Genomic DNA, 26,380 nt, shown 5'->3' with positions numbered 1-26,380 from the left:
ACGATTTATGAAACGCGCCAAAACATTCCCTTTTATCAAGCTGCAACAACAGCGTTTTACCCTGCATTTCGACAACCAAAGCAGCCTTTCCGGCCTGCCGTCCGAACAAGATTTCTACCGTTGGGCATGGCACGCGCTCAAAAACGAATACCGCCGCGCCGACATCAGCATCATATTGCTCGACGAAGAACCCGCCCGCGCCTACAACCGCGACTACCGCGGCAAAGACTACGCCACCAACGTATTGAGTTTCGCCCTCAACGAAGGCGAAATCATGCCCGACCAACTTTCAGACGGCCTCTACGGCGATTTGATCATCTGCCCGCAAGTGGTACTGAAAGAAGCCGCCGAACAAAGCAAAACGCCCGCACAGCACTTCGCCCACCTCACCATACACGGCACGCTGCACCTGATGGGCTACGACCACATCGAAGACAGCGAAGCCGAAATCATGGAAACACTTGAAACCCGCCTGCTGAATCAGTTAGGATACCCCAACCCTTACCAACAGGATTAATCAGAAATGGACGACAGCCAGTCGAAGCCCTCTTTTTTTGAACGCCTCGTAGCCCGTATTTCGGGCGATGCTCCCGATTCCGCCGAAGACGTGATCAACCTGCTGCGTCAGGCCCACGAGCAGGAAGTGTTCGACAGCGAAACCCTGCTGCGCTTGGAAAAAGTGCTCGATTTCGCCGAACTCGAAGTGCGCGATGCCATGATTACCCGCAGCCAGATGGACGTAATCAAAGCCGACGAAAGCATGGAGCGCATCATCCCCTACATCATCGAAACCGCCCGCTCGCGCTTTCCCGTTATCGGCGAAGACAAAGACAACGTGCTCGGCATCCTCCACGCCAAAGACCTGCTCAAATACGCGCTCAACCCCGAGCAATTCAACCTGCAAGCCATCTTGCGCCCCGCCGTGTTTGTGCCCGAAGGCAAATCGCTCAATTCGCTTTTGAAAGAGTTTCGCGAACAGCGCAACCACATGGCCGTCGTGGTCGATGAATACGGCGGCATTTCCGGGCTGGTAACGTTTGAAGACATCATCGAACAAATCGTCGGCGACATCGAAGACGAGTTCGACGAAGACGAAAGCGGCGACAACATCTTTCCGGTATCCGCCGAACGCTACCGCATCAACGCCATCACCGAAATCGAAGACATCAACAAATATTTCGGCACCGATTACAGCGACGAAGAAGTCGACACCATCGGCGGCTTGGTAATTCAGGAAATCGGCCACCTGCCCGTGCGCGGCGAAAAAGTGGTTATCGGCCCGCTGCAATTCACCGTAGCCCGCGCCGACAACCGCAGGCTGCATACACTGATGGCGATTCGGGTCAAAGAATAGTAAGTAAGTAAACAACCACCCGGCCGGCCTTGCTGATGGCAAGTATAGAGTCAATCAACTTCTTGATTGATGCGCTTCACGAAGGCCGTCTGAAAAATAAAATGCCTGTCTGAACAATTTCAGACAGGCATTTTATTTTTCAGACGGCCTTATTTCTTCAATTCCGCCAGAATCTCATCCACAGTCGCTTTCGCATCGCCGAAGCACATCACGCTGTTTTCATTGAAGAACAGCGGGTTTTGTACGCCGGCATAGCCTGTGTTCATCGAGCGTTTGAATACCACCACCTCTTTGGCTTTCCACACTTCCAATACCGGCATGCCGGCAATCGGGCTGTTCGGATCGGTTTGGGCGGCAGGGTTCACGGTGTCGTTCGCGCCGATCACCAGCACCACGTCGGTTTCGGGGAAATCATCGTTAATCTCATCCATCTCCAACACGATGTCGTAAGGTACTTTAGCTTCGGCCAGCAATACGTTCATGTGCCCGGGCAGACGGCCTGCTACGGGGTGGATACCGAAGCGTACTTCCGCGCCTTGTTTACGCAGTAAGTCGGTGATTTCGGCAACGGGGTATTGCGCTTGGGCAACGGCCATACCGTATCCGGGCGTGATGATCACTGAGTTTGCACCTTTGAGCATTTCGGCCACTTCGGCGGGTTTCACTTCGCGGTATTCGCCGATTTCTTCTCCGCCTGCTGCTGTGGAAGAACCGTCTGTGCCGAAGCCGCCGGCAATCACGGAAATGAACGAGCGGTTCATGGCTTTACACATGATGTAAGACAAAATCGCACCGCTTGAGCCGACCAACGCGCCGGTAACAATCAGCAAGTCGTTGGCAAGCATAAAGCCCGCTGCGGCAGCCGCCCAGCCCGAATACGAGTTGAGCATGGAAACCACCACCGGCATATCAGCACCGCCGATAGAGGCCACCAAGTGCCAGCCGAACGCGAGTGCAATAGCGGTCATCAGAATCAGGGCGAACCAGCTGCCGTCGTCAGCCGATACAAACACCAGCAGCAAGATAAACGACACCAACAAAGCAGCCAGATTCAGCTTATGTTTGTGCGGCAGTTGCAAAGGTGCGCTGCTAAGTTTGCCGTTCAGTTTGCCGAACGCCACAATCGAACCGGTAAAGGTTACGGCACCGATGAAAATGCCGAGAAACACTTCCACCAAATGAATGGTGTGCATATCGGAAGATACCTTGTCCGCTTCGATAAAGCTGTTGAAGCCCACCAACACGGCAGCCAAACCCACGAAGCTGTGCAGCAAGGCAATCAGCTCGGGCATTTCGGTCATTTCCACTTTTTGGGCTTTGTAAATACCGATGGCCGCACCGATGGCCATAGCGATAATAATCCAACCCAAGCCTGCGGTTTGTTCGCTGAACACGGTGGCAAATAAAGCAATTACCATACCGGCAATGCCGTAATAGCAGCCGTTTTTGGCGGTTTCCTGTTTCGACAGGCCGGCCAATGAAAAAATAAATAAGATTGCGGCGACGATATATGCCGCAGTTACAAGTCCTGAAGACATTATAAATTCTCCAAATTTTTGGGGTCCTGATACAGTTCGGATTGTCTGAAAATTGTGCCGTAAGCACGTTCCACCTTGCACACGCGGACAACAAAATCGGCATACCATATTGCTTTGCCGGTTTCTCGAGCGGCTCTGTGTTCTGTATGCCTTTTCCACTCGGCAATAGACGCTTCACTCTCCCAATATGAAACCGTGATACCAAAACCTTCCGAACGCACGCTTTCTGCGCCAAGAAAACCTGCCTGTTGCCGCGCCAATTCAAGCATTCGCACGGCAGTTTGGTCGTAGCCTCTATCGCCGTCGGTGCGCTGTGATGTGAAAACAACAGCGTAATAAGGTGGATTAGGTGTTTGCGCAAACATCATTCCTGAATTCCTTGAATATTTTTCAGACAGGCTTTAAACCTATCCTTTTCTAAACATATTCAACATACGGCGGGTAACGTAGAAACCGCCGAAAATATTGATGCTGGCAATCAGCACGGCAATAAAGGCGAGGAACGACACCACGCCGTTGCCCTGCCCGATTTGCAGCAATGCGCCCACTACGATAATGCCGGAAATGGCATTGGTTACCGACATCAGCGGCGTGTGTAGCGAGTGGCTCACGTTCCACACCACGTAATAGCCGATCACGCAAGCCAGTACGAACACGATAAAGTGGTTTAAGAATTCGGCCGGAGCTACGGCACCCATCCACAATACCAATACCGCACCGATCACCGCCGGAGCCAGTTTTTTCCATGTAGGAACGGGTTTCGGCTCGGGTTTCGCCACAGGTGCGGCCTGCGCTTGCTGTTGCGGCGCGGCGGACACTTGAATCGCGGGCGGCGGGAAAGTGATTTCGCCGTCGCGCGTAACGGTCATGTTGCGGATAATCACATCTTCGAAATCAAGCGTAATTTCGCCGTCTTTATTCGGGCTTAACAGTTTGCTCAGGTTCACAAGGTTGGTGGCGTAAAGCTGTGAGGACTGGCCGGCCAAACGGTTGGCCATATCGGTGTAGCCGATGATTTTCACGCCATTATCGGTAACGAACAGCTCGCCCGGTTTGGTCAATTCGCAGTTGCCGCCGGTAGCCGCCGCCAAATCGACAATCACCGAACCCGGCTTCATGCTTTCCACCATTTCTTTGGTAATCAACTTCGGCGCAGGTTTGCCCGGAATGGCCGCCGTCGTGATGATGATGTCCACTTGTCGGGCTTGCTCGGCAAACAGTTTCATTTCCGCCGCGATAAACTCTTCGCTCATCACTTTGGCGTAACCGTCGCCGCTGCCGCCCGCTTCTTGCGGGAAATCGAGCTTCAGGAATTGGCCGCCCATTGATTCGATTTGTTCGGCCACTTCCAAACGGGTGTCGAACGCTTTAACCACCGCGCCCAACGAGTTTGCCGTACCAATCGCCGCCAAACCGGCCACGCCCGCGCCAATCACCAGCACTTGCGCCGGCGGCACTTTACCCGCAGCGGTAATCTGGCCGGTAAAGAAACGGCCGAACGCATTTGCTGCCTCAATTACGGCACGGTAGCCGCTGATGTTCGCCATAGAAGACAGCGCATCCAATGCCTGCGCGCGCGAAATACGCGGCACCATATCCATCGCCAGCACGTTCACTTTTTTATCGGTAAGCTTTTGCACCAACTCGGGATTTTGTGCCGGCCATAAGAAGCTCACCAGCGTTTGCCCCGCGTTCAGACGGCCTGCTTCGCTTTCAGAAGGTGCGTTGACTTTATAAATCAGCGGGCATGCCCACACTTCCGCCGCATCCGCTACAACCGCACCTGCGGCTTCGTATGCCGCATCATCCAAACTTGCCGCCAAACCTGCGCCGCGCTCCACCACAACTTCGAAACCCAGTTTTTGCAGCTGGGTTACGGTTGCAGGGGTACACGCAACACGGGTTTCACCGGGCAGAGATTCCTTCGGAATACCAATCCTCATCTCATTTTCCTCATAAACACGTTAGTCACATTAAAAATACGATTAAATATAAATTAACAGTCTCTTTATAACGAATTTCAAGCACAAAGACAACCAAAGAATGTTAACAATCTTTCATGGCCGCAATACGCGTTTATCAATAAGGCCGTCTGAAAAAACGCTCTTTCAATACGCATCAAACCTTTGCTGCCAGCAGGATAAAACAGGCTTATGTTAAAATAGACATTCCCACCGCATCTGCGGTTTCCCTATACACTAAGGAACCACCATGAGAATGCTCCATATCATGCTCCGCGTCGGCAACCTCGATAAATCGTTAGCATTTTATCAAGACGTTTTAGGCATGAAACTCTTACGAAAAAAAGACTATCCCGACGGTAAATTTACCTTGGCCTTTGTGGGCTACGGCGAAGAATCCGATACCACCGTGCTTGAGCTTACCCACAACTGGGATACGGAAAGCTACGATTTAGGCAATGCCTACGGCCATATCGCCATCGAAGTGGACGACGCCTATGCCGCATGCGATGCGGTGCGCGCCAAAGGCGGAAAAGTTGTCCGCGAAGCCGGCCCAATGAAACACGGCACAACGGTGATTGCTTTTGTTGAAGATCCCGACGGCTACAAAATCGAGTTTATTCAAAAAGGCAGCGGTCAAGATACTGTGCAATACCGCGCATGATATCTGCCGCCAACGCATTTCACATAAACATAAAAAACCGCTTCCGAAAATCGTGAGCGGTTTTTTTATGTTCATAGTCAATCCACTTAATTTTAATACAGGGCAGCAAGCCGAAGCCGGCACAGGGAGTACCAAACCGATTCCATTACCGCTTTAGCGGCTTACACCATCGTTCTCTTTTAGCCAAGGCTCAGCAACGCCACAGTAAACGCCATAATAAAAGTTAAGTGGACTGACTATATGCACACACAAGCAATACTGAAATATATGTTTCCGACAGTCAAAATAATAACTGTTTGCGAACAGATTTGAATCTGTTTTCAGACGGCCTAACGAATGTTTACCGCTGCGCATTGTTCTGAGATTGCTTTCATTTAACGAACAGTCATGTCGGCAATTGCCGAATTGTTGTTTGCCGGGTTTCATTGTATTTTGACATCCAACTGCATTAGCGCATTGATGCAGAAATGAAATCAAACTAACTGGAGATACAGCCATGGAGAATAATCAAGCGAAAGCAACCCGATTCGGCAGTTTGAACGATTACGAAAAAGGTTCTATCCAACTGATCAGCGGAGAAGCAAGCAATTATGCTTTTTCCAATATTTTTGAAGTTGCCTCGCAATCCGCCCCCTACGAAAAAAGCGTAGTCGGCATGAATTTGAAATTCGTTATCGAATCATTGAAAGCAGAAGGTACGTCGCCTTGGTTTACCGCCTCGCACGATGAATTCGTGATTGTGATGGACGGCGAAATCCGCGTTGATTATATCAAGCTCGACCAGCCCTTGGTTGACGAAGCCGAAGAAGGCACCCGCTTGGCCGGCGATAACCCGCAAGGCAAAAAAATGGGACACGCCATTCTGAAGCAGGGTCATCAGGCCATTTTGCCCGCCGGCAGCGCCTACCGTTTCGAAGCCGCCAAACCCGGCGTGATCTTAATCCAAACCATCAAAGGCCCGCTGTCGGTCGAAAAATGGCACAGCATCTGCATTCAATAAACCCACCCGGAAGGAGAAAAAACATGGATAAAAAATTTGAAGAATTTCTGGCTGCCGGCGTGCAGGCAGGCGAGCGCGACGAGCTGACCGGCTACCGCACATTCCGCTTGGGTCAATTCACTTTCGAGCGTGACGAATACTTTGCCAAAATCACTTGGAGCGTAAAAGGCGAAACCCATTCGCACCTGATGTCGGCAGATGCATTCCTGCGTGCTTTGATGCGCGATGTGGCTTGGGGCTTTTTTTACGGCTGGGTAAACTTTGACGATGTTATCGGCACCCGCAACCACTACGGCAGCGTAGACCTTTATGCAGGCACATTCAACGGCGTATTGAAAGAAGCCGGTGTGGATTACATCGAAAACTTCGAAACCCCGCTGATTATGGCCACTTTTAAAGCCATCCTGCACGACTGGGTTAACGAAAGCTTCGACCCGTTTGCCGCCCCCGAAGAAACAGGCAGCGCATTCGGACGCAAAGAAGGCAACAACGAAGCGGCCATCGACCGTTACCGTATTGCCACCAAGCGTATGCCCAGCCTGCCCGACGATTCTCCGTTGCGCGACGATCTGCCGGTAAACCGCCAATTCCAAGACGTGGTTCAAGACGAACCCGAAATCCATTGCGAACCCGGCTTTGAAGGCCAATTGGGCGGTTTCAACCTGTTCAAATACCTTTCACGCTCGGATGTTACTTGGAACCCTTCGGTTACTTCGGTATGTAAAGAAAGCCTCTTCTGCCCGACCACCGAAGAATACATTCTGCCGATTTTCCACGGTAACGACCGCGTAGAGTGGTTTTTACAGCTTTCCGACGAAATCACTTGGGATATCGCCGATAAAAACGACGGCAAACCGATTGCCCGCCTGATTATGAAAGCCGGCGACATTGCGGCCATGCCTGCCAATATCCGCCACCAAGGTTATTCGACCAAACGTTCTATGTTGCTGGTTTGGGAAAACGCCACACCCAACCTTCCGCAAAAATACGAATCAGGCGAATTGCCCCCTTATCCGGTTGCTTTTTAAGCCCGAATCCATCATAGAAAAAGCCGGACGCGAGCGCACCGGCTTTTCCGGATAAGCACCGTACCGCGCCCGGCTCTTAAAAAAGAGCGGCGCTATTCGGTGCAACCCGCCGGAAACGCATATAAACACACCGGACACAAAACCACTCTTCATTTAAAACAAAGAAAGGCTTGTTAAATGAATACAGAATTATTTATCAACGGCAAATTCGTTCCCGCTCAAAAAAGCGGCACCATTGATGTGCTCAATCCTGCTAACGGCGAATTGATTACCAAAATCGCCGCCGCCGAAGCGGAAGATGTGGACATTGCCGTGGCCGCCGCCAAAAAAGCCTTCCCCGCATGGGCAGCCACACCTGCCGCCGAGCGCGGACGTTTGCTGTTGAAACTGGCCGACCTGATTGAAGAACATGCCGAAGAATTGGCGCAAATCGAATCGCTTGACACAGGCCATCCGATCCGCGATTCGCGCCGTTTGGACGTTCCCCGTACCGCTGCCTGCTTCCGCTACTTCGGCGGCATGGCCGACAAAATCCAAGGCTCGGTTATTCCTGTCGAACAAGGCTTTTTAAACTACGTTGTGCGCGAACCTGTGGGCGTGGTCGGCCAAATCGTACCTTGGAACTTCCCGCTGATGTTTACTTCATGGAAACTCGGCCCGGCCTTGGCTGCGGGCAACACCGTGGTGATGAAACCTTCTGAACTCACCCCGCTCTCCACATTGAAAATTGCCGAACTGATTCAGAAAGCAGGTTTCCCCGACGGCGTGGTCAATATCGTTGCAGGATACGGCAACACCGCCGGACAACGCATTGCCGACCATGAAGACATCGCCAAAGTGGCCTTTACCGGCTCCACCCAAACCGGTCAGAGCATCGTGCGTGCCTCTGCCGGCAACCTGAAACGCCTGCAACTGGAATTAGGCGGAAAAGGTGCCAACATCGTGTTTGAAGATGCCGACATCGATGCTGCCGTTAACGGCTCGGCATGGGCGATTTTCCACAACCAAGGCCAAGCCTGTATCGCCGGTTCCCGCTTGATGCTGCACGAATCCATCGCCGACGAGTTTTTGGAAAAATTCGTGAAATTGGCCGAATCCATCCGCTTGGGCGACCCGCTTAACCCCGAAACCGAAATGGGCCCGCTCACTTCCGAATCGCACCGCAACAAAGTGCTTTCCTATGCCGAAATCGCCACCGAACAGGGCGGTAAAATCCTAACCGGCGGCAAAGCACCCGAAGATGCCGCGTTGAAAAACGGCTACTACGTTTTGCCCACCGTGGTGGAAGCCAAACCTACCGACCGTGTGGCGCAAGAAGAAGTGTTCGGCCCGTTTGTTACCGTGCTGCGCTTCAAAAACGACGAAGAAGCTTTGGAAATCGCCAACGGCACCGAATATGGCTTAGGCAGCGGCTTGTGGACGAAAAACCTGCAACGCGCACATTTGTTTGCCCGCAAGATACGCGCAGGCATGTGCTGGATCAACAGCTACAAACGCGTTAACCCCGGCAGCCCCTTCGGCGGTGTAGGCAAATCGGGATACGGTCGCGAAATGGGCTTTGAAGCCATTCACGACTACACCGAAGCCAAATCGGTGTGGGTGAATGTGGATGCGCAAATTCCGCCGCACTTCGACAGACGCAAGTAAGCAGGCAAAGCGTTCGGGCGGCAAGTCTAATCCCTTTCAGGTAGCCGCCCGCCGCACTTGCCTCATATCCACACTGCCTCCAAGAGCAGGATCACGCTTCACTTACCCGCCGCTTATGCCTGTCTGAACCGGCGCGACACAACTTAATCGGTTAAGTGAAGCGATTTAGCTGCATATCATGAATACAAAGGAATTGTTATGAACCGTTTCCATTACCAAGCCTTGCCGCTGGATGTGTATTTCGGCAAAGGACGCATCAGCGAACTGCGCGGCATATTAGACCGCTACGGCTACCGTAATGTGCTGGTGATGACCACGCCCGACCAAAAAAGCGCCGGTGAAAAACTGGCCGGAACATTGGGCGAGATTGCCGCCGGTGTTTACCCCCATGCCGTGATGCACGTTCCGGTGGAAGTGGCTCAAAAAGCCTCGGCCTATGTGCGCGAACACCAAATCGACTGCTGTATTGCGCTGGGCGGCGGTTCCACCATCGGCTTGGCCAAAGCCGTGGCTTTGGAGCTGGGCGTGCCCATAGTGGCCGTGCCGACCACTTACGCAGGCAGCGAAATGACCACGGTTTACGGCCTGACCGACAACGGCCGCAAAACCACCGGCAAAGATATCCGCGTTTTGCCCAAAGCCGTGATTTACGACCCCGAACTGACCTTTACCCTGCCTGCCGCCATATCTGCCGCATCGGGCATGAATGCGATGGCTCACGCGGTTGAAGCCCTTTATGCGGAAAACAAAAACCCGATTATCAGCATGATGGCCGAAGAGTCGGTGCGTTCTCTGAAAAACGCGCTTCCTAAAATCGTTCAAAACCCTCAAGACGAAACGGCGCGCGAACAGGCGTTTTACGGCGCATGGCTGGCAGGCATCTGTTTGGGTTCGGTCGGCATGGCGGTACACCACAAAATCTGCCATACCTTAGGCGGCACGTTCAATCTGCCCCACGCCCAAGCCCATGCCATCATGCTGCCTTATTCGGTGCATTACAACCGCTCAGCCGACGATGAAGCAATGGCTCGCCTGGCCTCGGCCTTGGATATCGCCGACCCGCAAGCATGCGGTTCCGAGCTTTACCGCCTCAACCAGTCTTTAGGCATTCCAATGGCGTTGAAAGACATCGGCTTTCCCGAACACGGAGCCGAAGAAGTTGCCCGTATCGTGTGCGACAGCCCCTATTACAACCCGCGCCCGTATGTTTACGACGAGCTGCTCGACTTATTGAAAAAAGCCCATGAAGGCCGCCCGCCCGCCTGAATACTGTTTTCAGACGGCCTCCATCCTGCCCGAGGCACGCTTTCGGCGGCTTGGGCATCCCTTCGGCCTACTAAATAAAATAAACAAAACAATAAGCTACCAAGGAGGAACGCATGAATCTGACCGAACAGGTTATCCGCAGTTTTCAAAACATTGAAAACGAGCGGCACCGTTTTCTCATTACCACTTTCATCAAAAAACTGCACGAATATGTGCGCGAAACCGAACCGAGCGAACAGGAATGGGAGCAGGCCATCCGCTTCTTAACCGAAACCGGCAAGCTCTGCCACGAGCAGCGTCAGGAATACATTTTGCTGTCGGACGTATTGGGCGTGTCGATGCTGATCGATCAGATTCTGCACGAAAAAAACGAAGTGCAAACGCCTTCCACCGTGTTCGGCCCGTTCTTTATCGACAATATGCCGATAAGGCCGTTCGGCAGCAGCATCATTTCCGATGATGCGGCGGCTCCGCCTTTATTGGTGCGCGGCAAAATCACCGACATCGAAGGCAATCCGGTTGCGGGCGCGCGCATCGATGTTTGGCAAACCGCCGAAAACGGCATGTATTCCGGCCAAGACCCGCACCAAAGCACCGACAACCTCCGCGGCGTGTTTCTCAGCCAAGAAGACGGCAGCTATGCCTTCCAAACCATTTTGCCGGTAAGTTACCCGATTCCCGATGACGGCACGGTGGGCAAGCTGATGGCTTATGCCAAGCGCAGCGTTTGGCGGCCGGCGCACATCCATTTCAAAATCGAGGCCGACGGTTTTCAAGGCTTGGTTACCCACCTGTTTCTCGAAGGCGACGAATATCTGCAAAACGATGCCGTGTTCGGCGTGAAAGACCGCCTGATTGTGCGTTACAGCGAAGAAAAAGCCGACGACACCAGCCGCGAACGCTACGGCCTGAACACAGATTACCGGCTGATTGAATACGATTTCATCCTAACGGGAGACGAGAGCCGTGAGCGATAAAACCTTTCTCTGCCGCCAAACCGAGCTGGACGAAAACGGCGGGGTGTTCAAAGTACCCCACCCCGTTGAACAGAACATCACCATCGTGTTGATCAGGAAAGACGGGCGCTGCTTTGCCTACCGCAACGTGTGCCCGCATTTTTCCATCCAGCTCGACAATGCCCAAGGCCGTTTTTTCACTTACCAAAACCGCTACATCATGTGCGCGCACCATTCGGCCATGTTCGATATCGAAACCGGCCTGTGTGTGGACGGCCCCTGTAAAAACCATTCATTGATACAGGAAAGCGTATCGGAAGACGAGCAAGCCGTTTATCTTTCCCACGGCCAAACCTAAAACTCACCGTTAACTATTTGAATTTTTATCTTTATTTACAGTCATACCATTTTAGGTCATATCCGGGGCAAACCCGGCCATGACGCACACGCTATAACTGAATCAACACGTTTTCCATACCCGAAGTTAACCCGTTTCAAGCATCAAACAAACGCATTCAACCGCACAACACCACAAAACATCATAAACAATAAACAACTAAAAATAACTTTTTCAGACGGCCTGTTTTTCACAGAGGAGAAACAACATGAACATCAAACCCATCATTTTGGCCTTATCCGTGCCGGCCATGCTGTGCACATCTGCGGCCACGGCCAAACCTGCCGCCCAACAGCCGCCCAACGTGCTGGTTATCGTGGCAGACGATTTGGGCTTTTCCGACACCGAACCTTTCGGCGGCGAAATTTCCACGCCCAACATCAACCGTCTCGCCAAAGAAGGCGCGGTGTTAAACAATTTCTACACCGGCCCCACCTGTTCGGTAACCCGCTCGATGCTGCTCACCGGCAACGACCACCATCAGGCGGGTTTCGGCACGATGGCCGAATACCTCCAGCCCGAGCAAAAAGGCAAACCCGGTTATGAAGGCCGTCTGAACGGCAGAGTGATGACGGTTGCCGAAATTCTGAAAAACCACGGTTATGCTTCGTTTGTTACCGGAAAATGGCATTTGGGCGCAACCGACGACAGCCACCCCAAAGCGCGCGGCTTCGACCGTTCGTTCACCCTGATGCCGGGCGGGGCGGCGCATATGGATGCCAGCCAGATGTTCCCCGGCAATTACAAAGCCCGTTATTTTGAAGACGGCAAAGAAACCGTACTGCCCGCCGACTTTAAATTCTCAAGCGATTTCTTTACCGACAGGATGATTTCCTACCTGAAAAACGACCGCAAACCCGGCCAGCCGTTCTTCGGTTATCTCGCGTTTACCGCACCGCATTGGCCGTTACAGGCACCTGATGCGTTTTTGGAGAAATACCGCAACCATTACCGCGAAGGATACGATGCGGTACGCAAACAGCGTCTTGCACGAATGATTGAAAAAGGCGTGATGCCGCCCGGAACCCAGATCAACAATCCGCTGGAAGGCGTATTCTCGTCTTGGAACCGTCTCACCGAAGCGCAGCGTCAGGAACAAACCAAAGCCATGCAGATTTACGCGGCGATGGTAGATAACCTCGACCACAACATCGGCCGCGTTGTTGATTATCTCAACACCACGGGAGAACTCGACAACACTCTGATTCTGTTTATGTCGGACAACGGCGCCGAATCGGCCACGCCCGAATCGCTCGGCACCACCGAAGACAAAAACGGCATCAGGGAATGGGTGGACAGCACTTTCGACAACAGCATGGCCAATATGGGCAAAAAAGGTTCGTATGTTACATTGGGGCCGCAATGGGCGCAGGTTGCCTCCACACCGCTGCCTTATTTCAAGAGCATTTTGTCTGACGGCGGCATCCATGTGCCGGCCGTTATCCGCTATCCCGGCAAGATCAAGGCCGGGCAGATTCAAAGCGAAACCCTGCACGTTATCGACTTCGTGCCCACGGTGTTGGAGCTGACCGGAGCCAAACGCCCCGCCTCGTATCAAGGCAACAAGCTGCTGGCCATGGAAGGCCGCTCGTTCCTGCCCGTGTTCGCCGGCAAGAAGCTGCCCGAACGCTCTTTGGGCTGGGAGTTCAACAACCGCAAAGCACTCTACCGAGGCGATTGGGCGGCACTGCACCAAACCCCGCCTTACGGCACCGGCAAATGGGCGTTGTACAACCGTAAAACCGACCCGTCGTTCCGCACCGATCTCTCCGCGCGCCATCCGCAAAAAACGCGCGAGCTGGCGGGCGAATGGAACCGCTATGCCCGCCGCGTAGGCGTGGTGGAAGCACCCGTGCGCTACAAATACGGCCAAATGAACTGCTTCTACACCGAATGTATCCAACCCGACTTCCTGAAAAAATCGGGCGGTTAACCCGATACGCTGTCAGGCCGTCTGAAAACACCGCCTAAAGTGTGCCGTCACGCTTTTCAAGCCTTTTGCCCGGCGGCAGCCAAACACACGGCTGCCGCTTTCAGGCAGGCATTTGCTTTTCAGACGGCCTCAACCGCTGCTTTTTGCCGCGATACGAATAAGGAGCCGCCATGCCGTACACTCTGCACACCCGTTTCATCCTTTGCCTTGCTGCCGCCCTAACCGCAGCCTGTTCGCCCAACACCCCCAAAACCGCACAGAATGCGCCTGCTTCGGATAAAGCTGCTGCCGTAAATACCGCCACCGATAAGGCCGGTTTGGGCAACGCCGATGCCTGTCTGAACTATTCCGGCCTGCCCGAAAAATGGCAGCAAGACCCCTATGCCGGTATGGTCAAAATCAAAGGCGGCAGTTTCGACATCGGCAGCGAAGATCATTATCCCGAAGAATTTGCACTCAAAAACCGCCGCAGAACCGTCGGCGATTTCTGGATAGACCGCACCGAAGTAACCAACGCCCAATTCCAAAGTTTTGTGGAGGCCACCGGCTACGTTACCGAAGCCGAACAGCAGGGCGAAGCCGCAGTGTTCATCCAACCTACCCAGGCCGTGGCCGAGCTGGGCTGGTGGAAGCTGGTAAAAGGTGCCAGCTGGAAACAGCCGTGGGGGCCTGACGCACAACGCAGCATCCGCCCCAACGAACCCGTGCGCATGATCACGCTGAAAGATGCCCAAACCTACGCCGCATGGGTCGGGCGCGAGCTGCCCACCGAAGAGCAATGGGAATACGCCGCCAAAGGCTTCAGTAAAGAACGCGACATCAGCGCCGACCGCGAGCACATCGACGCCAACACTTGGCACGGCGAATTTCCCTATCAAAACCTCGGTAAAGACGGCCATGCCGATGCCGCTCCCGTCGGCTGCTACCCTGCCAACGGCTTCGGCCTGTTCGACACCATCGGCAACGTATGGGAATACACGCGCACGCCTTTTTCGGGCAACCACGACGACCATATGGGCATCGGCCAGCTTCATTCCGGCCACATGCAGCATTCGTTCAACAGCTACACCATCAAAGGCGGCTCGTTTTTATGCGCCGAAAACTACTGCATGCGCTACCGTGCCGCCGCCCGACATCCGCAGGAAAAAGACTTAGCCATCAGCCATGTCGGCTTCCGCACGGTCAAAACCGTCCGTTAACCGCCAAAGGCCGTCTGAAATGAAAGAGTTTGAAATAAATTTTGAAACAAAGATACGGCAAATAAGCTTATTTTGGATACAAGGCAGCAAGCCGCAGACACCATAGTGGCTCAACTTAAAAATAGTACGTTCGTCATACTCGGGCTTGACCCGAGTATCTCCTAAAGTTAGCGGAACTCAAGATACGCGGGTCAAGCCCGAGCATGACGGAAATGCTACTAAAATTAAGTGTTTTAACTATAGCAAGGCGCAGCAACGCCGTAACAGAAATAAAGTTTATTTGCCTTACGCGCCCCGTCGCAACAGCGCAGGAGAGAAACCATGATTGCCAATTTCTTAAGCAAAATAATGCAGCGTTACCTGCCCGATTCTTTTTTACTCGCCATCATACTGACCGTTTTGATTGTGGTAGCGGGCGTTACCGCAGGCGGCCACAGCCTTTTTGACATGGCCGACTACTGGGGCAAAGGTTTTTCCAAGCTTTTCACTTTCGGTATGCAGATGGTGCTGGTGCTGCTTTTGGGATACATATTGGCATTAACACCGGCGGTAAACCGTTTTTTAGACAAGCTCACCGATGCCGCCAAAACGCCCCGGCAGGCACTGATGCTCACCGGCACGGTATCGTTTGCCGCATGTTATCTGAACTGGGGCTTCGGCTTGGTAGTCGGCGCGATGGTAGCCAAAGAAATGGGCAGAAAAGTGCAAGGGCTGCATTTTCCGCTGGTGGTTGCGGCGGCATACAGCGCAGAAATCATACGCGGCCCCTCTTCGGCCATTCCGCTGGTGGTGGCGACACCCAAACACTTTTTACAAGAAACACTCGGCGTGATACCGGTATCGCAAACCCTGTATTCTTCATGGAATCTGCTTATTTCCGCCGGCATTTTGGTTTTGCTGCTGTTGATGTATGCTTTCGTGTCGCCGCCCAAACAGCCTGTTTCGGTAGCGCAGACGCACCAAGAAACGCCCGAAAAAACCCAAGCGGCGCAACACTCCGACCCGCGTTTCTTTTCGGAAAAACTGGAGCAGCGCTATCTGTTTAACCTGCTGCTGGCTGTGCTGCCTCTGCTGTTTGCAGGCAAACATTTCGCCGAAAAAGGTTTCGACGTTAATCTGAATATTGTGATCATGCTGTTTTTGGCGGCATCATTGCTGCTCCACCGCTCGCCCGCCGCTTTTCTTGATGCGGCGAAAACCGCCATATCTTCCACTCAGGGCATTATCGTCCAATTTCCGCTCTATGCCGGCATTGCGGGCATGATGACCGATTCGGGTTTGGTCAACCTGATGGCGCAATGGTTCGTATCGGTATCTGATGCCGCCAACTTTCCGGTGATGACCTTCTTATCGGCAGGATTGGTCAACATTTTTATTCCTTCCGGCGGCGGCCAATGGGCGATACAGGGGCCGGTAGTGGTGGAAGCGGCCAAAGCATTGGGAGCCGATTTGCCCCAAACCATTATGGCTTTTGCGTGGGGCGATGCTTGGACCAACCAGATCCAACCTTTTTGGGCTTTACCGCTGCTGGGCGTGGCCGGCCTGTCGGCACGCGACATCATGGGCTATTGCGTGATGTGGCTGGTGTTGTCGGGGCTGTGGATTATGGGCGTATTCGCCGTTATGTCCTTTATTTTGTGAAGCTGGGCAAACTCTGAAACCATAAAATATCCGCCTGCCCGATTCGTTCGGATAGGCGGATATTTTTGACCGGCAAAACAATCTTTCTAAATTTAAAGATATTTTCTCATCAATTCGCACTCTACCGCCACTTCGCGGTTTAGCGGCAAAACCGCTTCGCCCAGCGATTCGTATCCGTTGAGCTTGTAAAACGCCACCGAGTTCAACGAGGCATACAGTTTGATAAAACTCAAACCCGCATCCACGGCCAACTCTTCCGCCCGCTGCAACAACGCCGTACCCAAGCCGTGGTTGTGCACGAAGGGGTGAACGTATAAGGCATCCAATTGGGCTTCTTTAAAATCAAACTGGAAAAAACCCTGAATATGGCCGCGGTATTCAACCACCCACAAGGCTTTGTTGGGATCGGCGATGGTATCGAGGTATCCCGCAGGGCTGATCAGCTTGCTCCACACGGCCAATATCCGATCGTTATAGCTGCGGGTGCAGGTATATTGCACGGAATAGCGGTGGGCATTGTAGATATGTTCGCAATCTTGGGGCGTTGCTGGGCGGAGTACGGTAATCAGGCTCATCGTCGTCTCTTGGTTTTCAGACGGCCTGTATGCGGATAGAGGCCGTCTGAAAAAAGAAAGAAAAAAGGGAAAATTTCATGCGGAAAATACGCGGTTTTTTGCCGGCTGTGAAGTTATTTATACCAAGCGTAACTTTTTCTCTATAAACGGATATTTTTTCAATTCAGACGGCATTTCCGGCTCGTGCCGCATCATTCTTTGAGCAAACGCCGTTCATAAACCGCCTGCGCCAAAGTGCCTGCATCTATGTATTCAAGCTCGCCGCCCAAAGGAATCCCGCGCGCCAAACGGCTGACCTTATAAGAAAGGTTTTTAAACAGTTCCGACAGCACATAAGCCGTGGCATCGCCTTCTGCGGTGAAATTGGTGGCAATGATGATTTCTTCCACTTCGCTGTTTTGCAGCCGCTCCACCAGTTTATCTAAAGCGATATGGCTCAAATCCATGCCCTGCGCCGGATTCACCTGCCCCATCAGCACGAAATACAAGCCGTCGTGGCAGTTGGCCGCTTCCATGCCCGACACATCGGCAGGCATGTGCACAATCATCAGGCGGCGCGGGTCGCGTTCGGTATCGGCGCAGATGTCGCATAACTCGCCTTCGCAAAACGTATTGCAGCGGGTGCAGTGATGCACCTGCTTCAACGCGTGTTGTAACGCATCTGCCAATTCCTGCGCACCGTCGCGGCTGTGCTGCAACAATTGGTAAGCCATACGCTGCGCAGACTTGGGGCCGACGTTGGGCAGAATTTTCAAGGCATTGATTAATCGGGTAAAGGCATCGGGATTTTTAGGCATTTCAGACGGCCTGCGAAGTAAGTTCAAACAGCTCGGATTATATAGCACTTTAACTTTCAGGCTGACACCTTTGCATCTGCGTATGCGGCGTATTTCTGCGTTGCGTACTGCGTCAGTTGGTTTTTTGCAAAGGTTCAGACGGCCTTATGCTGCATTTGCCAAAACGGAATTTGCATCACATCGCATATTAAACCGCTAAACCGCCGCGTCCGACCGCTCGCCCGTGCGGATGCGGATAGCCTCTTCCACCGGCAGAATAAAAATCTTGCCGTCGCCGATTTTGCCCGAACGCGCGGTTTCGATAATCGTTTCCACCGCCCGCTCCACATCGGCATCGCTCAATACCAACTCCACTTTCACTTTGGGCAGAAAATCAACCGCGTATTCCGCGCCGCGATAGATTTCGGTGTGCCCTTTCTGGCGGCCGAAGCCTTTCACTTCGGTAACGGTCATGCCGGTGATGCCGATTTCGGTTAATGCTTCGCGCACGTCGTCGAGTTTGAACGGCTTGATAATCGCCTCTATTTTTTTCATGTTTTTTCTCGCTGTGAAATGGTTTCAGACGGCCTGTTTTAGCACAAAGCACGACAAGGTTCAATGGGCTTCTCAGGCCGTCTGAAAAGGAAAATTTAGCCGAGCGTCCGGGGCCGGTTTTGTGTACAATTACGCCCATTTCCAACCGCATGTGTGAGCTAGATTCATGTCTGTCGTATTGCCTTTGCGCGGCGTTACCGCCCTGTCTGATTTCCGTGTCGAAAAACTCCTGCAAAAAGCCGTGGCCGCCGGCCTGCCGAAAGCAGAATTAAGCAGCGAATTTTGGTATTTTGTGAGCAGCCAATCCGCGCTGAACCTCGAAACCGCAACGAAATTGCAGGCTTTGTTAGAAGCAGAAAGTGTCGAAAAAACACCCGAAGCCGAAAACAGCCTGCATTTGTTTTTAATCACCCCGCGCATCGGCACCATTTCGCCGTGGGCATCCAAAGCCACCGACATCGCGCACAACTGCGGCTTGGGCGAAATCGAACGCATCGAGCGGGGCATGGCGGTGTGGGTGAAAGGCGAGTTGAACGCCGGGCAAAAACAGCAATGGGCCGCCCTCTTGCACGACCGCATGACCGAAAGCGTGTTGCCCGATTTTCAGACGGCCTCGCAGCTCTTCGCCCACCCCGAAGCGCAAACCTTCGCCACCGTTGACGTTTTAGGCAAAGGCAAAGACGCTTTGATACAAGCCAATAGCGAACTGGGTTTGGCATTGTCGCCCGACGAAATCGACTATCTGCTGGAAAACTACCAAGCCTTGCAGCGCAACCCCAGCGATGTCGAACTGATGATGTTCGCACAGGCCAACTCCGAACACTGCCGCCACAAAATCTTCAATGCCGACTTCATCTTAAACGGCGAAAAACAGCCCAAATCGCTGTTCGGCATGATTCGCGACACCCACAATGCCCACCCCGAAGGCACCGTAGTCGCCTATAAAGACAACGCCTCCATTATCGAAGGCGCGAAAATCGAGCGTTTCTACCCGCGTGCGGACGAGCAGCAAGGCTACCGCTTCAGCGAAGAAGAAACGCACATCTTGATGAAAGTGGAAACCCACAACCACCCCACCGCCATTGCGCCTTTCGCGGGTGCGGCCACCGGTGCGGGCGGCGAAATCCGCGACGAAGGTGCCACCGGACGCGGCGCGCGCCCGAAAGCAGGTTTAACCGGCTTTACCGTGTCCAACCTCAACATTCCCGGCTTCAAACAACCGTGGGAAGGCGGCTACGGCAAGCCCGACCACATCAGCAGCCCGCTCGACATCATGATCGAAGGCCCCATCGGCGGCGCGGCGTTCAACAACGAATTCGGCCGTCCCAACCTTTTGGGCTATTTCCGCACCTTTGAAGAAGAATTCGAAGGCCAAATGCGCGGCTACCACAAACCCATCATGATTGCCGGCGGCTTGGGCAACATTCAGGCCGGCCAAACCCATAAAGACCAAATCCCCGAAGGCGCATTATTGGTGCAACTCGGCGGCCCCGGCATGCTGATCGGGCTCGGGGGCGGTGCTGCTTCGTCTATGGATACCGGCAGCAACGCCGCCGATTTGGACTTCAACTCGGTACAACGCGGCAACCCCGAAATCGAACGCCGTGCGCAGGAAGTGATCGACCGCTGCTGGCAGTTGGGCGCAGGCAATCCGATTATTGCCATTCACGATGTCGGCGCGGGCGGCTTGTCGAACGCCTTTCCCGAATTGGTCAATGATGCAGGCCGAGGAGCAATATTTAAGCTGCGCGACGTGCCGTTAGAAGAACACGGCCTAAGCCCGATGCAGATTTGGTGTAATGAGGCGCAAGAGCGTTATGTGTTGTCGATTTTGCCCGAACACTTAGACTTGTTCCGCCAAATCTGCGAGCGCGAACGCTGCCCGTTTGCCGTGGTCGGCACCGCCACCGACGACGGCCATCTGCAAGTGCGCGACGATTTGTACGGCAACCATCCCGTTGATTTGCCGCTGAACGTCTTGCTCGGCAAACCGCCCAAAACCACCCGCAGCGACCACACCGTAAGGCCGTCTGAAAAACCGTTTTCAGGCAGGCATATCGACCTGAAAGAAGCCGCCTACCGCGTGTTGCGCCTGCCCACCGTGGCCGCCAAAAACTTCCTGATTACCATCGGCGACCGCAGCGTCGGCGGCATGACCCACCGCGACCAAATGGTGGGGCGTTACCAAACCCCCGTAGCCGATGCCGCCGTAACCATGATGGGTTTCAACACCCACAAAGGCGAAACCATGGCCATGGGCGAAAAACCCATCGTCGCCCTCTTTAACGCGCCCGCTTCCGGCCGCATGGCCATCGGCGAAGCCCTCACCAACCTCGCCGGCGTGAATATCGGCGACATCGGCAACATCAAACTTTCCGCTAACTGGATGGCCGCCTGCGGCAATGCCGGCGAAGACGAAAAACTCTACCGCACCGTCGAAGCCGTGTCGCAGGCATGTCAAGAACTTGGCATCAGCATTCCCGTGGGCAAAGATTCGCTGTCGATGAAAACCGTGTGGAAAGACAACGGCGCGCAAAAATCGGTCACTTCGCCGTTAAGCCTGATTATTACCGGCTTCGCACCGGTGCAGGACGTGCGCAAAACCGTTACGCCCGAATTGAAAAACACGGCAGACAGCGTATTGCTGGCCGTGGATTTGGGCTTCGGCAAAGCACGCATGGGCGGCTCGGCCTTAAGCCAAGTGTATAACGATATGGCAGGCGAAGCGCCGGATATCGAAGCAGGCCGTCTGAAAGCGTTTTACCAAGTGATTCAGCAGCTTGTGGCCGAAGACAAACTCTTGGCTTACCACGACCGCAGCGACGGCGGCCTGTTTGCGACGCTGGCAGAAATGGCGTTTGCCGGACGTGTCGGTTTGGATGTGGATTTGGATTCATATACACAAGCCGTTTTTGCCGAATGGGAGAAAAAACAGCCCCATGCCATCGTAGAAGAATTGCTCCCCCTTTCCCATGTCAGTGCTTTGTTTAATGAAGAGTTGGGCGCAGTCATTCAAATCCGCCAAGCCGATCTGCCTGCTGTTCAGGCGGCATTCAAACAGGCCGGTTTGAACAGTATTTACAATATTGGTGTCGTTTCTTCAGCCGATAATATCCGCATCAACAGCGACGGCGAAGTGATTTTCGACGAAAGCCGTCTGAAATTACAGCAGGCATGGCAAGAAACCGGCCACCAAATCCAACGTCTGCGCGACAACCCCGAATGCGCCGACAGCGAATTTGCCCTGCTGGCAGACGACAAGCGCAGCGCGCTGTTTGCCGACCTGAAATTCGACCTTAAAGAAGACATCGCCGCGCCGTTTATCGCGAGCGGTGCCAAGCCGAAAATCGCCGTGTTGCGCGAACAAGGCGTGAACGGGCAGGTGGAAATGGCCGCCGCCTTTACCCGCGCGGGCTTCGATGCTTACGACGTACACATGAGCGACTTGATGGCAGGCCGTGTGAAACTCGCCGACTTCCAAATGCTCACCGCGTGCGGCGGTTTCAGCTACGGCGACGTATTGGGCGCGGGCGAAGGCTGGGCGAAATCCATCTTGTTCCATCCCGAACTGCGCGACCAGTTCAGCGCCTTCTTCGAGCGCGGCGACACGCTCACTTTAGGCGTGTGCAACGGCTGCCAAATGGTGAGCAACTTGGCGGAAATCATCCCCGGCACGCAAGGCTGGCCGAAGTTCAAACGCAACCGAAGCGAGCAGTTTGAAGCCCGCCTGAGCATGGTCAACGTGCCCAAATCGCCCTCGCTGATTCTGGCCGAAATGCAAGGCAGCCATCTCCCCGTAGTCGTGAGCCACGGCGAAGGCCGCGCCGATTTCGCCCATATCGGCGGCAAAATTTCAGACGGCCTCAATATCGCCCTGCAATACGTGGACGGCTTGGGCGCAGTTACCCAAACCTACCCGCTCAACCCCAACGGCTCGCCCCAAGGCATCGCAGGCGTCACCAACGCCGACGGCCGCGTTACCATCATGATGCCGCACCCCGAGCGCGTGTACCGCACCGCCCAAATGAGCTGGCGCCCCGACGATTGGCAAGACAGCGAACTTTCCGGCTGGTACAGAATGTTCGCCGGCGCGCGCAAGGCTTTGGGCTAAGCACAGCAAACAAGGCCGTCTGAAAAGGTTTGTCGTTTGCCCAAGACTTTGGGGACAATTCAAACCATTCAGACGGCCTCAAACTTTAATCGAAAACGGCTTGAGCCTCTTGCAAACCGCCAAATGTGTTTTGCACAGGTCTCTAACCATGCTCTCCGATGATCAATACCGCATTACTGCCGCCGAACGCAAAAGACGAGCTGGCACCGATTCTGCGCGCTTGCAGCCAACTGCTGCCATTGTCGGTTAGAGCTATCTTGGGCAAAGCAGGGTCGCGCTCGCCGTCCCACAACTGGGTGGGCAGTTTGCCTTCAGGATTGGAATGGCGGCTGACTATGCCCCACAAGAAAGCCGCTTCCAACGCGCCCGCCGCGCCAAGCGTATGGCCTGTATAGGGCTTAGTGGAAGTGCAAGGGGTAGCTGCGCCAAACACCTCGGCCACAGCCATGCTTTCCATGCTGTCGTTGTGAAGCGTGCCGGTACCGTGCAAATTAACCCAGCCGATGTCTTGCGCAGCGATTCGGGCATGGCTTAAGGCCGTCTGAAAAGCTTTGATTGCACCCAATCCGTCGGGACGGGGGGAAGACATGTGATAAGCATCGCTGCTCGAGCCGTAGCCCAAAAGCGGCAGGCTTTCGCCGAAGCAAGGTTCGCGCGTCATCACAAATACGGCGGCCCCCTCTCCGATGTTGATGCCGTTGCGGTTGGCTGAGAACGGTGTTGCCAAACTTTCCGACAATACTTCCAATGATGCAAATCCGTTAACGGTTAAAGGAGAAAGCGTATCCACACCGCCGCATATCACGGCATCGCACAAACCGGCACGCAGCAAACGGGCGGCGCTGATTAACGCTCTCGCACCCGAAGTGCAGGCGGTGGACACAACATAATTCAGATTACGCAGGCCGTATATTTCGGCCACGCATTCGGCCGGCGCGTGCATCAACTGTTGCGCCTGTTTGAACGATACGTCTTGCCAAGCCCCGCCGCGTGCAACATGCTCGAACATGGCGATATTTTCATCTACGCCGCTGGTTGATGTGCCGATAACCACGGCAATACGTTCTCTGCCGAACCGTGAAACCACTTGTTCGATTTGCGGCTCGATTTGTGCCAATGCCTGCCAAAGCAGCTGATTGTTTCTGCTGCGGAATGCCTCGGGCAGATGTTCCGGAAACGGTTTCAAACTTTCTTCAACCACACCGAAAGCGTATGTTTTGCCTTTTACCCATTGGTCGGAAAATATCAGCGGGGAGCGGCCGGAGGGGTTGAGCAAGGCGTGGATATGGTGCTGCAAACCGCTTCCCAACGCACTAACGAGAGCCGGTGCAGACAGATAAACAGGGGTGTTCATATGATCAATATATTCATTCGGATTATTTATTCTTCAATCGGCACAACCGCCCATTTTGTTTGGTCGGGAAAAACGAATTGCCACCCTTCATCTGCCTGCTTAACGCACCACACATCACGCCCATGCTGTTGAAAACATTCGCCATTTTCGGTTTTTCGGCGCACCATTTCAGGATAAGGTGCCGCAGAATTGCCGGATAAAACGGGCAACATGGCCGCAAACAAACGGCGGGCAGGCACGTTCGGCATCACAAAACCGTCGTTACGCCATCCTTTTTGCGTAAGCACCTGACGCGCCAAAGGTGCGCCTAACGCATCGGTTTGCACGAACCGCAGCATGTGTGCATTTTTTTCAACCGCCAACAGGCTGTTTTGAAGCATGTTTCCGTCTGCATCATATTCGGTTAGCCGGAACCATGTGCCCGATTCGGCAGCAATATCCGGCACCACATTCGGCTTCGGCACACCGCCGGTACAAGCGGCAAGTGTGCAAGCAACCAGTACGGCGGCAATGATTTTGTTCATTATGTTCCTACTTAGATGATTTTTTTGGGATGTGGCTGCACAACATAAGGCCAAAAACGCTGCAAACTGCATCCACATCCGAGGGTTTTGGTTGTGCAAAGCCTCTCGGCGCATATGGAGATATCTGCTTTCAGACGGCCTCTTCGAATAGGTGTTTATTCCAAAGCGTCGTTAAGTTTTTGCTCAATCAAATCGGCATCAAAAGCTTTGGCAATCAGCTCGAAACGGCTGTCGCGCCGCCATGAAACTTGGTTTGCTCCCCATTTACCGTCCACCCAATTGAGCCATACCCATGTGCCCATTACCTGAAACACACCTTTGGCACGCACCAGACCTTCGGTAAATTTCGGCAGATCGTTGAAAAAATTGGTAAGGCGTTCGCCGTCAAAATCTTTACCCGCCGGAAATGTAAAACCTTGCGATTGATAGCCCATGGTATTGTCGGGCAGGGCTTTCAAGCGGTAACGGGATTTTTCCACAACGGGGATTTCCAACCAAGCGATATCCATTTTGGCATTTTCAACCTCTACCACTTTGGCTTTGGGCGGGAACAGCTTGGCGGCTTTTTCGCGAAATTCCGCCAATACTTCGGGCGTGCACAAATCGGTTTTGCTGGCCACCAACACATCGCACACGCCGATCTGGTCTTTATACAAGGCTTGCTGTGCGTAGTTGGGATCGACAAACTGGCGGGGGTCAACCACCGTAAACACAGCGGCGATTTCAAGCTGCTCTTCAAGCGGCTTGACTTTCAATTCGTCAATCACACTGGCGGCATGTGCCAAACCGCTGGCTTCAATCATCAAACGGTCGGGTTGGGCATCGCGCAACATTTTCTGTACGGTAGCACCCAGCTGCGGGCCGGCGGTGCAGCACAAACAGCCGCCTGCAATTTCGGCAACGGGAATACCGTTATCGCTCAACACGGCACCGTCGATGCCGATTTCTCCAAATTCATTGACGATAATGACCCATTTTTCATTCGGGTCTTTTTGTTCCATCAAACTTTTTAACGCTGTCGTTTTACCCGTACCGAGAAAGCCCGAAATCAAGTGGACTTTGGTTTTTTTTACTGACATTTCTTACATACTCCTGTTAATACGACATGCTCTTCTTTCAAAGCAAACCCGCTTGCCGCCACACCGGCCCGCAAAGCCGACCATTCTTTACTGAGGGTTTGCTCATCAACCGCCCCGCATTCGGTACACACCAGAATAAACGCACTGTGGTGAGCCGCTTCGTCATGCTCATGACAATGCGTATTGCAGTCGTGCTGGGCATGGCTGCACAAAACATAGCCGTTTACGGCAGCCACTTTATGCAGCACGCCCTGTTCTGCCCAGAAATCCAACGCCCGATACGCAGTCGGCGGTGCCACTACGCCTTCACTCTGCTGCTGCATTTGCGACAATACGTTATATGCCTTAATCACACCGGTTTGCTGCAAAACGATGTCTAAAACCTGCTCGCGCAGAGCAGTTACCTGCGCCCCTTCTTGTTTGGCTTGGGCGAGAATTTTTTCTTTAATAGTAGTCATGGCTTTTCAGACGGCCTGTTGCTGATTGAAGAATGCTTATTATAACGGTGTTGCCTTATAGCAAATAAACTTTATTTCTGCTACGGCGCTGCTCTGCCTTAGCTCAAAGAAAATAATTGTCAACCCGCTAAAGCGGCAACGGAATCGGTTCCGTATTACTCATACTGAGACCTTTGCAAAACCCTCAGATGTGGATGCAGTTCAAGGCGTAGCAGCGCAGCGAGTGCAGACATATCATACAGATAGGCAAACGAGCGAGCAGCGCACAACGCAGAAATGCGCCGCAGATGGGAGTTTTGCAAAGGTCTCTGCCTGCGGCTTGCTGCTTTGTATCAAAAATAAGTTTTTTTGCTATATATATATG

At 53.4% G+C, this 26,380-nt stretch carries 24 protein-coding genes; 13 read left to right on the top strand and 11 right to left on the bottom strand.

Features of this window, described 5'->3' with window-relative positions; all coding sequences use genetic code 11:
• Positions 1-7: 7 nt before the first annotated feature.
• Both ybeY and AKG43_RS00500 read left to right on the top strand, forming a co-directional pair.
• Positions 8-517, top strand: a complete 510-nt coding sequence (gene ybeY / locus AKG43_RS00505; protein ID WP_054598618.1) for an rRNA maturation RNase YbeY — start codon at positions 8-10, stop codon at positions 515-517.
• 6 nt (positions 518-523) lie between these two features.
• Positions 524-1,354 (top strand): HlyC/CorC family transporter, encoded by an 831-nt coding sequence (locus AKG43_RS00500; RefSeq protein WP_054598617.1) that lies wholly within the window; start codon positions 524-526, stop codon positions 1,352-1,354.
• Positions 1,355-1,503: 149 nt separating this feature from the next.
• Here AKG43_RS00500 and pntB read toward each other — a convergent pair whose 3' ends face one another.
• Genes pntB through AKG43_RS00485 form a run of 3 tightly spaced genes read right to left on the bottom strand, consistent with a single transcriptional unit; the run spans position 1,504 to position 4,835 of the window.
• The gene (pntB, locus tag AKG43_RS00495) at positions 1,504-2,892 is read right to left on the bottom strand and encodes a Re/Si-specific NAD(P)(+) transhydrogenase subunit beta (RefSeq protein ID WP_054598616.1); all 1,389 of its coding nucleotides are present in this window, start codon (positions 2,890-2,892) and stop codon (positions 1,504-1,506) included.
• A complete protein-coding gene (locus tag AKG43_RS00490; RefSeq protein ID WP_231718071.1) occupies positions 2,892-3,260 on the bottom strand; it encodes an antibiotic biosynthesis monooxygenase in 369 nt (122 codons plus the stop codon). The genes pntB and AKG43_RS00490 overlap by 1 nt, the downstream gene beginning before the upstream one ends.
• A gap of 39 nt (positions 3,261-3,299) precedes the next feature.
• Positions 3,300-4,835: a Re/Si-specific NAD(P)(+) transhydrogenase subunit alpha gene (locus AKG43_RS00485; protein ID WP_054598615.1), complete on the bottom strand. Its 1,536-nt coding sequence runs from the start codon at positions 4,833-4,835 to the stop codon at positions 3,300-3,302.
• 268 nt (positions 4,836-5,103) lie between these two features.
• On the opposite strand from AKG43_RS00485, the gene gloA reads away from it, so the two are divergent.
• The 10 genes from gloA (at position 5,104) to AKG43_RS00435 (ending at position 16,584) form a co-directional block, all read left to right on the top strand.
• Complete coding sequence (gloA, locus tag AKG43_RS00480; RefSeq protein ID WP_054598614.1) at positions 5,104-5,517, top strand: lactoylglutathione lyase; 414 nt, start codon at positions 5,104-5,106, stop codon at positions 5,515-5,517.
• A gap of 496 nt (positions 5,518-6,013) precedes the next feature.
• Positions 6,014-6,517, top strand: coding sequence for a hypothetical protein (locus AKG43_RS00475; RefSeq protein ID WP_054598613.1), 504 nt, complete (start codon positions 6,014-6,016; stop codon positions 6,515-6,517).
• Positions 6,518-6,540: 23 nt separating this feature from the next.
• Entirely contained in the window at positions 6,541-7,545 is a 1,005-nt protein-coding gene (locus AKG43_RS00470) for a hypothetical protein (protein WP_054598612.1), read from the top strand.
• 177 nt (positions 7,546-7,722) lie between these two features.
• Positions 7,723-9,192: an aldehyde dehydrogenase family protein gene (locus tag AKG43_RS00465; RefSeq protein WP_054598611.1), complete on the top strand. Its 1,470-nt coding sequence runs from the start codon at positions 7,723-7,725 to the stop codon at positions 9,190-9,192.
• Between the two features lie 198 nt (positions 9,193-9,390).
• On the top strand, positions 9,391-10,458 hold the full coding sequence (locus AKG43_RS00460; RefSeq protein ID WP_054598610.1) for a maleylacetate reductase: 1,068 nt from the start codon (positions 9,391-9,393) through the stop codon (positions 10,456-10,458).
• A 113-nt stretch (positions 10,459-10,571) separates the two neighbouring features.
• Positions 10,572-11,435: a dioxygenase gene (locus AKG43_RS00455; RefSeq protein WP_054598609.1), complete on the top strand. Its 864-nt coding sequence runs from the start codon at positions 10,572-10,574 to the stop codon at positions 11,433-11,435.
• Positions 11,425-11,772, top strand: coding sequence for a Rieske 2Fe-2S domain-containing protein (locus tag AKG43_RS00450; protein WP_054598608.1), 348 nt, complete (start codon positions 11,425-11,427; stop codon positions 11,770-11,772). The genes AKG43_RS00455 and AKG43_RS00450 overlap by 11 nt, the downstream gene beginning before the upstream one ends.
• A 247-nt stretch (positions 11,773-12,019) precedes the next feature.
• Positions 12,020-13,744, top strand: a complete 1,725-nt coding sequence (locus AKG43_RS00445; RefSeq protein WP_054598607.1) for an arylsulfatase — start codon at positions 12,020-12,022, stop codon at positions 13,742-13,744.
• Between the two features lie 170 nt (positions 13,745-13,914).
• Positions 13,915-14,943 carry an SUMF1/EgtB/PvdO family nonheme iron enzyme gene (locus AKG43_RS00440; RefSeq protein WP_054598606.1) on the top strand — a complete coding sequence of 343 codons (1,029 nt, stop codon included), beginning with the start codon at positions 13,915-13,917 and terminating at the stop codon, positions 14,941-14,943.
• 321 nt (positions 14,944-15,264) lie between these two features.
• Positions 15,265-16,584, top strand: a complete 1,320-nt coding sequence (locus AKG43_RS00435; RefSeq protein WP_054598605.1) for a short-chain fatty acid transporter — start codon at positions 15,265-15,267, stop codon at positions 16,582-16,584.
• 92 nt (positions 16,585-16,676) lie between these two features.
• On the opposite strand, the gene AKG43_RS00430 is transcribed toward AKG43_RS00435, so the two are convergent.
• From AKG43_RS00430 to AKG43_RS00420, 3 genes are all read right to left on the bottom strand, one after another.
• The gene (locus tag AKG43_RS00430; RefSeq protein ID WP_054598604.1) at positions 16,677-17,159 is read right to left on the bottom strand and encodes a GNAT family N-acetyltransferase; all 483 of its coding nucleotides are present in this window, start codon (positions 17,157-17,159) and stop codon (positions 16,677-16,679) included.
• Positions 17,160-17,350: 191 nt separating this feature from the next.
• Complete coding sequence (recR, locus tag AKG43_RS00425) at positions 17,351-17,956, bottom strand: recombination mediator RecR (RefSeq protein WP_054598603.1); 606 nt, start codon at positions 17,954-17,956, stop codon at positions 17,351-17,353.
• Between the two features lie 195 nt (positions 17,957-18,151).
• Positions 18,152-18,490: a P-II family nitrogen regulator gene (locus AKG43_RS00420; RefSeq protein ID WP_054598602.1), complete on the bottom strand. Its 339-nt coding sequence runs from the start codon at positions 18,488-18,490 to the stop codon at positions 18,152-18,154.
• Positions 18,491-18,656: 166 nt separating this feature from the next.
• Here AKG43_RS00420 and purL point away from each other — a divergent pair, with 166 nt between their 5' ends.
• The gene (gene purL / locus AKG43_RS00415) at positions 18,657-22,601 is read left to right on the top strand and encodes a phosphoribosylformylglycinamidine synthase (RefSeq protein WP_054598601.1); all 3,945 of its coding nucleotides are present in this window, start codon (positions 18,657-18,659) and stop codon (positions 22,599-22,601) included.
• Between the two features lie 142 nt (positions 22,602-22,743).
• Here the strand turns inward: purL and AKG43_RS00410 are convergent, their stop codons facing one another.
• From AKG43_RS00410 to AKG43_RS13040, 5 genes are all read right to left on the bottom strand, one after another.
• Complete coding sequence (locus AKG43_RS00410) at positions 22,744-23,955, bottom strand: beta-ketoacyl-ACP synthase (protein ID WP_054598600.1); 1,212 nt, start codon at positions 23,953-23,955, stop codon at positions 22,744-22,746.
• 26 nt (positions 23,956-23,981) lie between these two features.
• Positions 23,982-24,479 carry a hypothetical protein gene (locus AKG43_RS00405; RefSeq protein ID WP_054598599.1) on the bottom strand — a complete coding sequence of 166 codons (498 nt, stop codon included), beginning with the start codon at positions 24,477-24,479 and terminating at the stop codon, positions 23,982-23,984.
• 155 nt (positions 24,480-24,634) lie between these two features.
• Positions 24,635-25,558, bottom strand: a complete 924-nt coding sequence (locus AKG43_RS00400; protein WP_054598598.1) for a GTP-binding protein — start codon at positions 25,556-25,558, stop codon at positions 24,635-24,637.
• A complete protein-coding gene (locus AKG43_RS00395; RefSeq protein ID WP_054598597.1) occupies positions 25,549-26,016 on the bottom strand; it encodes a Fur family transcriptional regulator in 468 nt (155 codons plus the stop codon). The genes AKG43_RS00400 and AKG43_RS00395 overlap by 10 nt, the downstream gene beginning before the upstream one ends.
• A 155-nt stretch (positions 26,017-26,171) precedes the next feature.
• Positions 26,172-26,318 carry a lipoprotein signal peptidase gene (locus AKG43_RS13040; protein WP_082402918.1) on the bottom strand — a complete coding sequence of 49 codons (147 nt, stop codon included), beginning with the start codon at positions 26,316-26,318 and terminating at the stop codon, positions 26,172-26,174.
• Positions 26,319-26,380 lie beyond the last annotated feature (62 nt).

Source organism: Neisseria sp. 74A18 (genome assembly GCF_001308005.1).
Lineage (GTDB): Bacteria > Pseudomonadota > Gammaproteobacteria > Burkholderiales > Neisseriaceae > Neisseria > Neisseria dumasiana.
The sequence above is the reverse complement of the archived record's forward strand: the minus strand, read 5'-3'. Positions and strand labels throughout refer to the sequence as shown.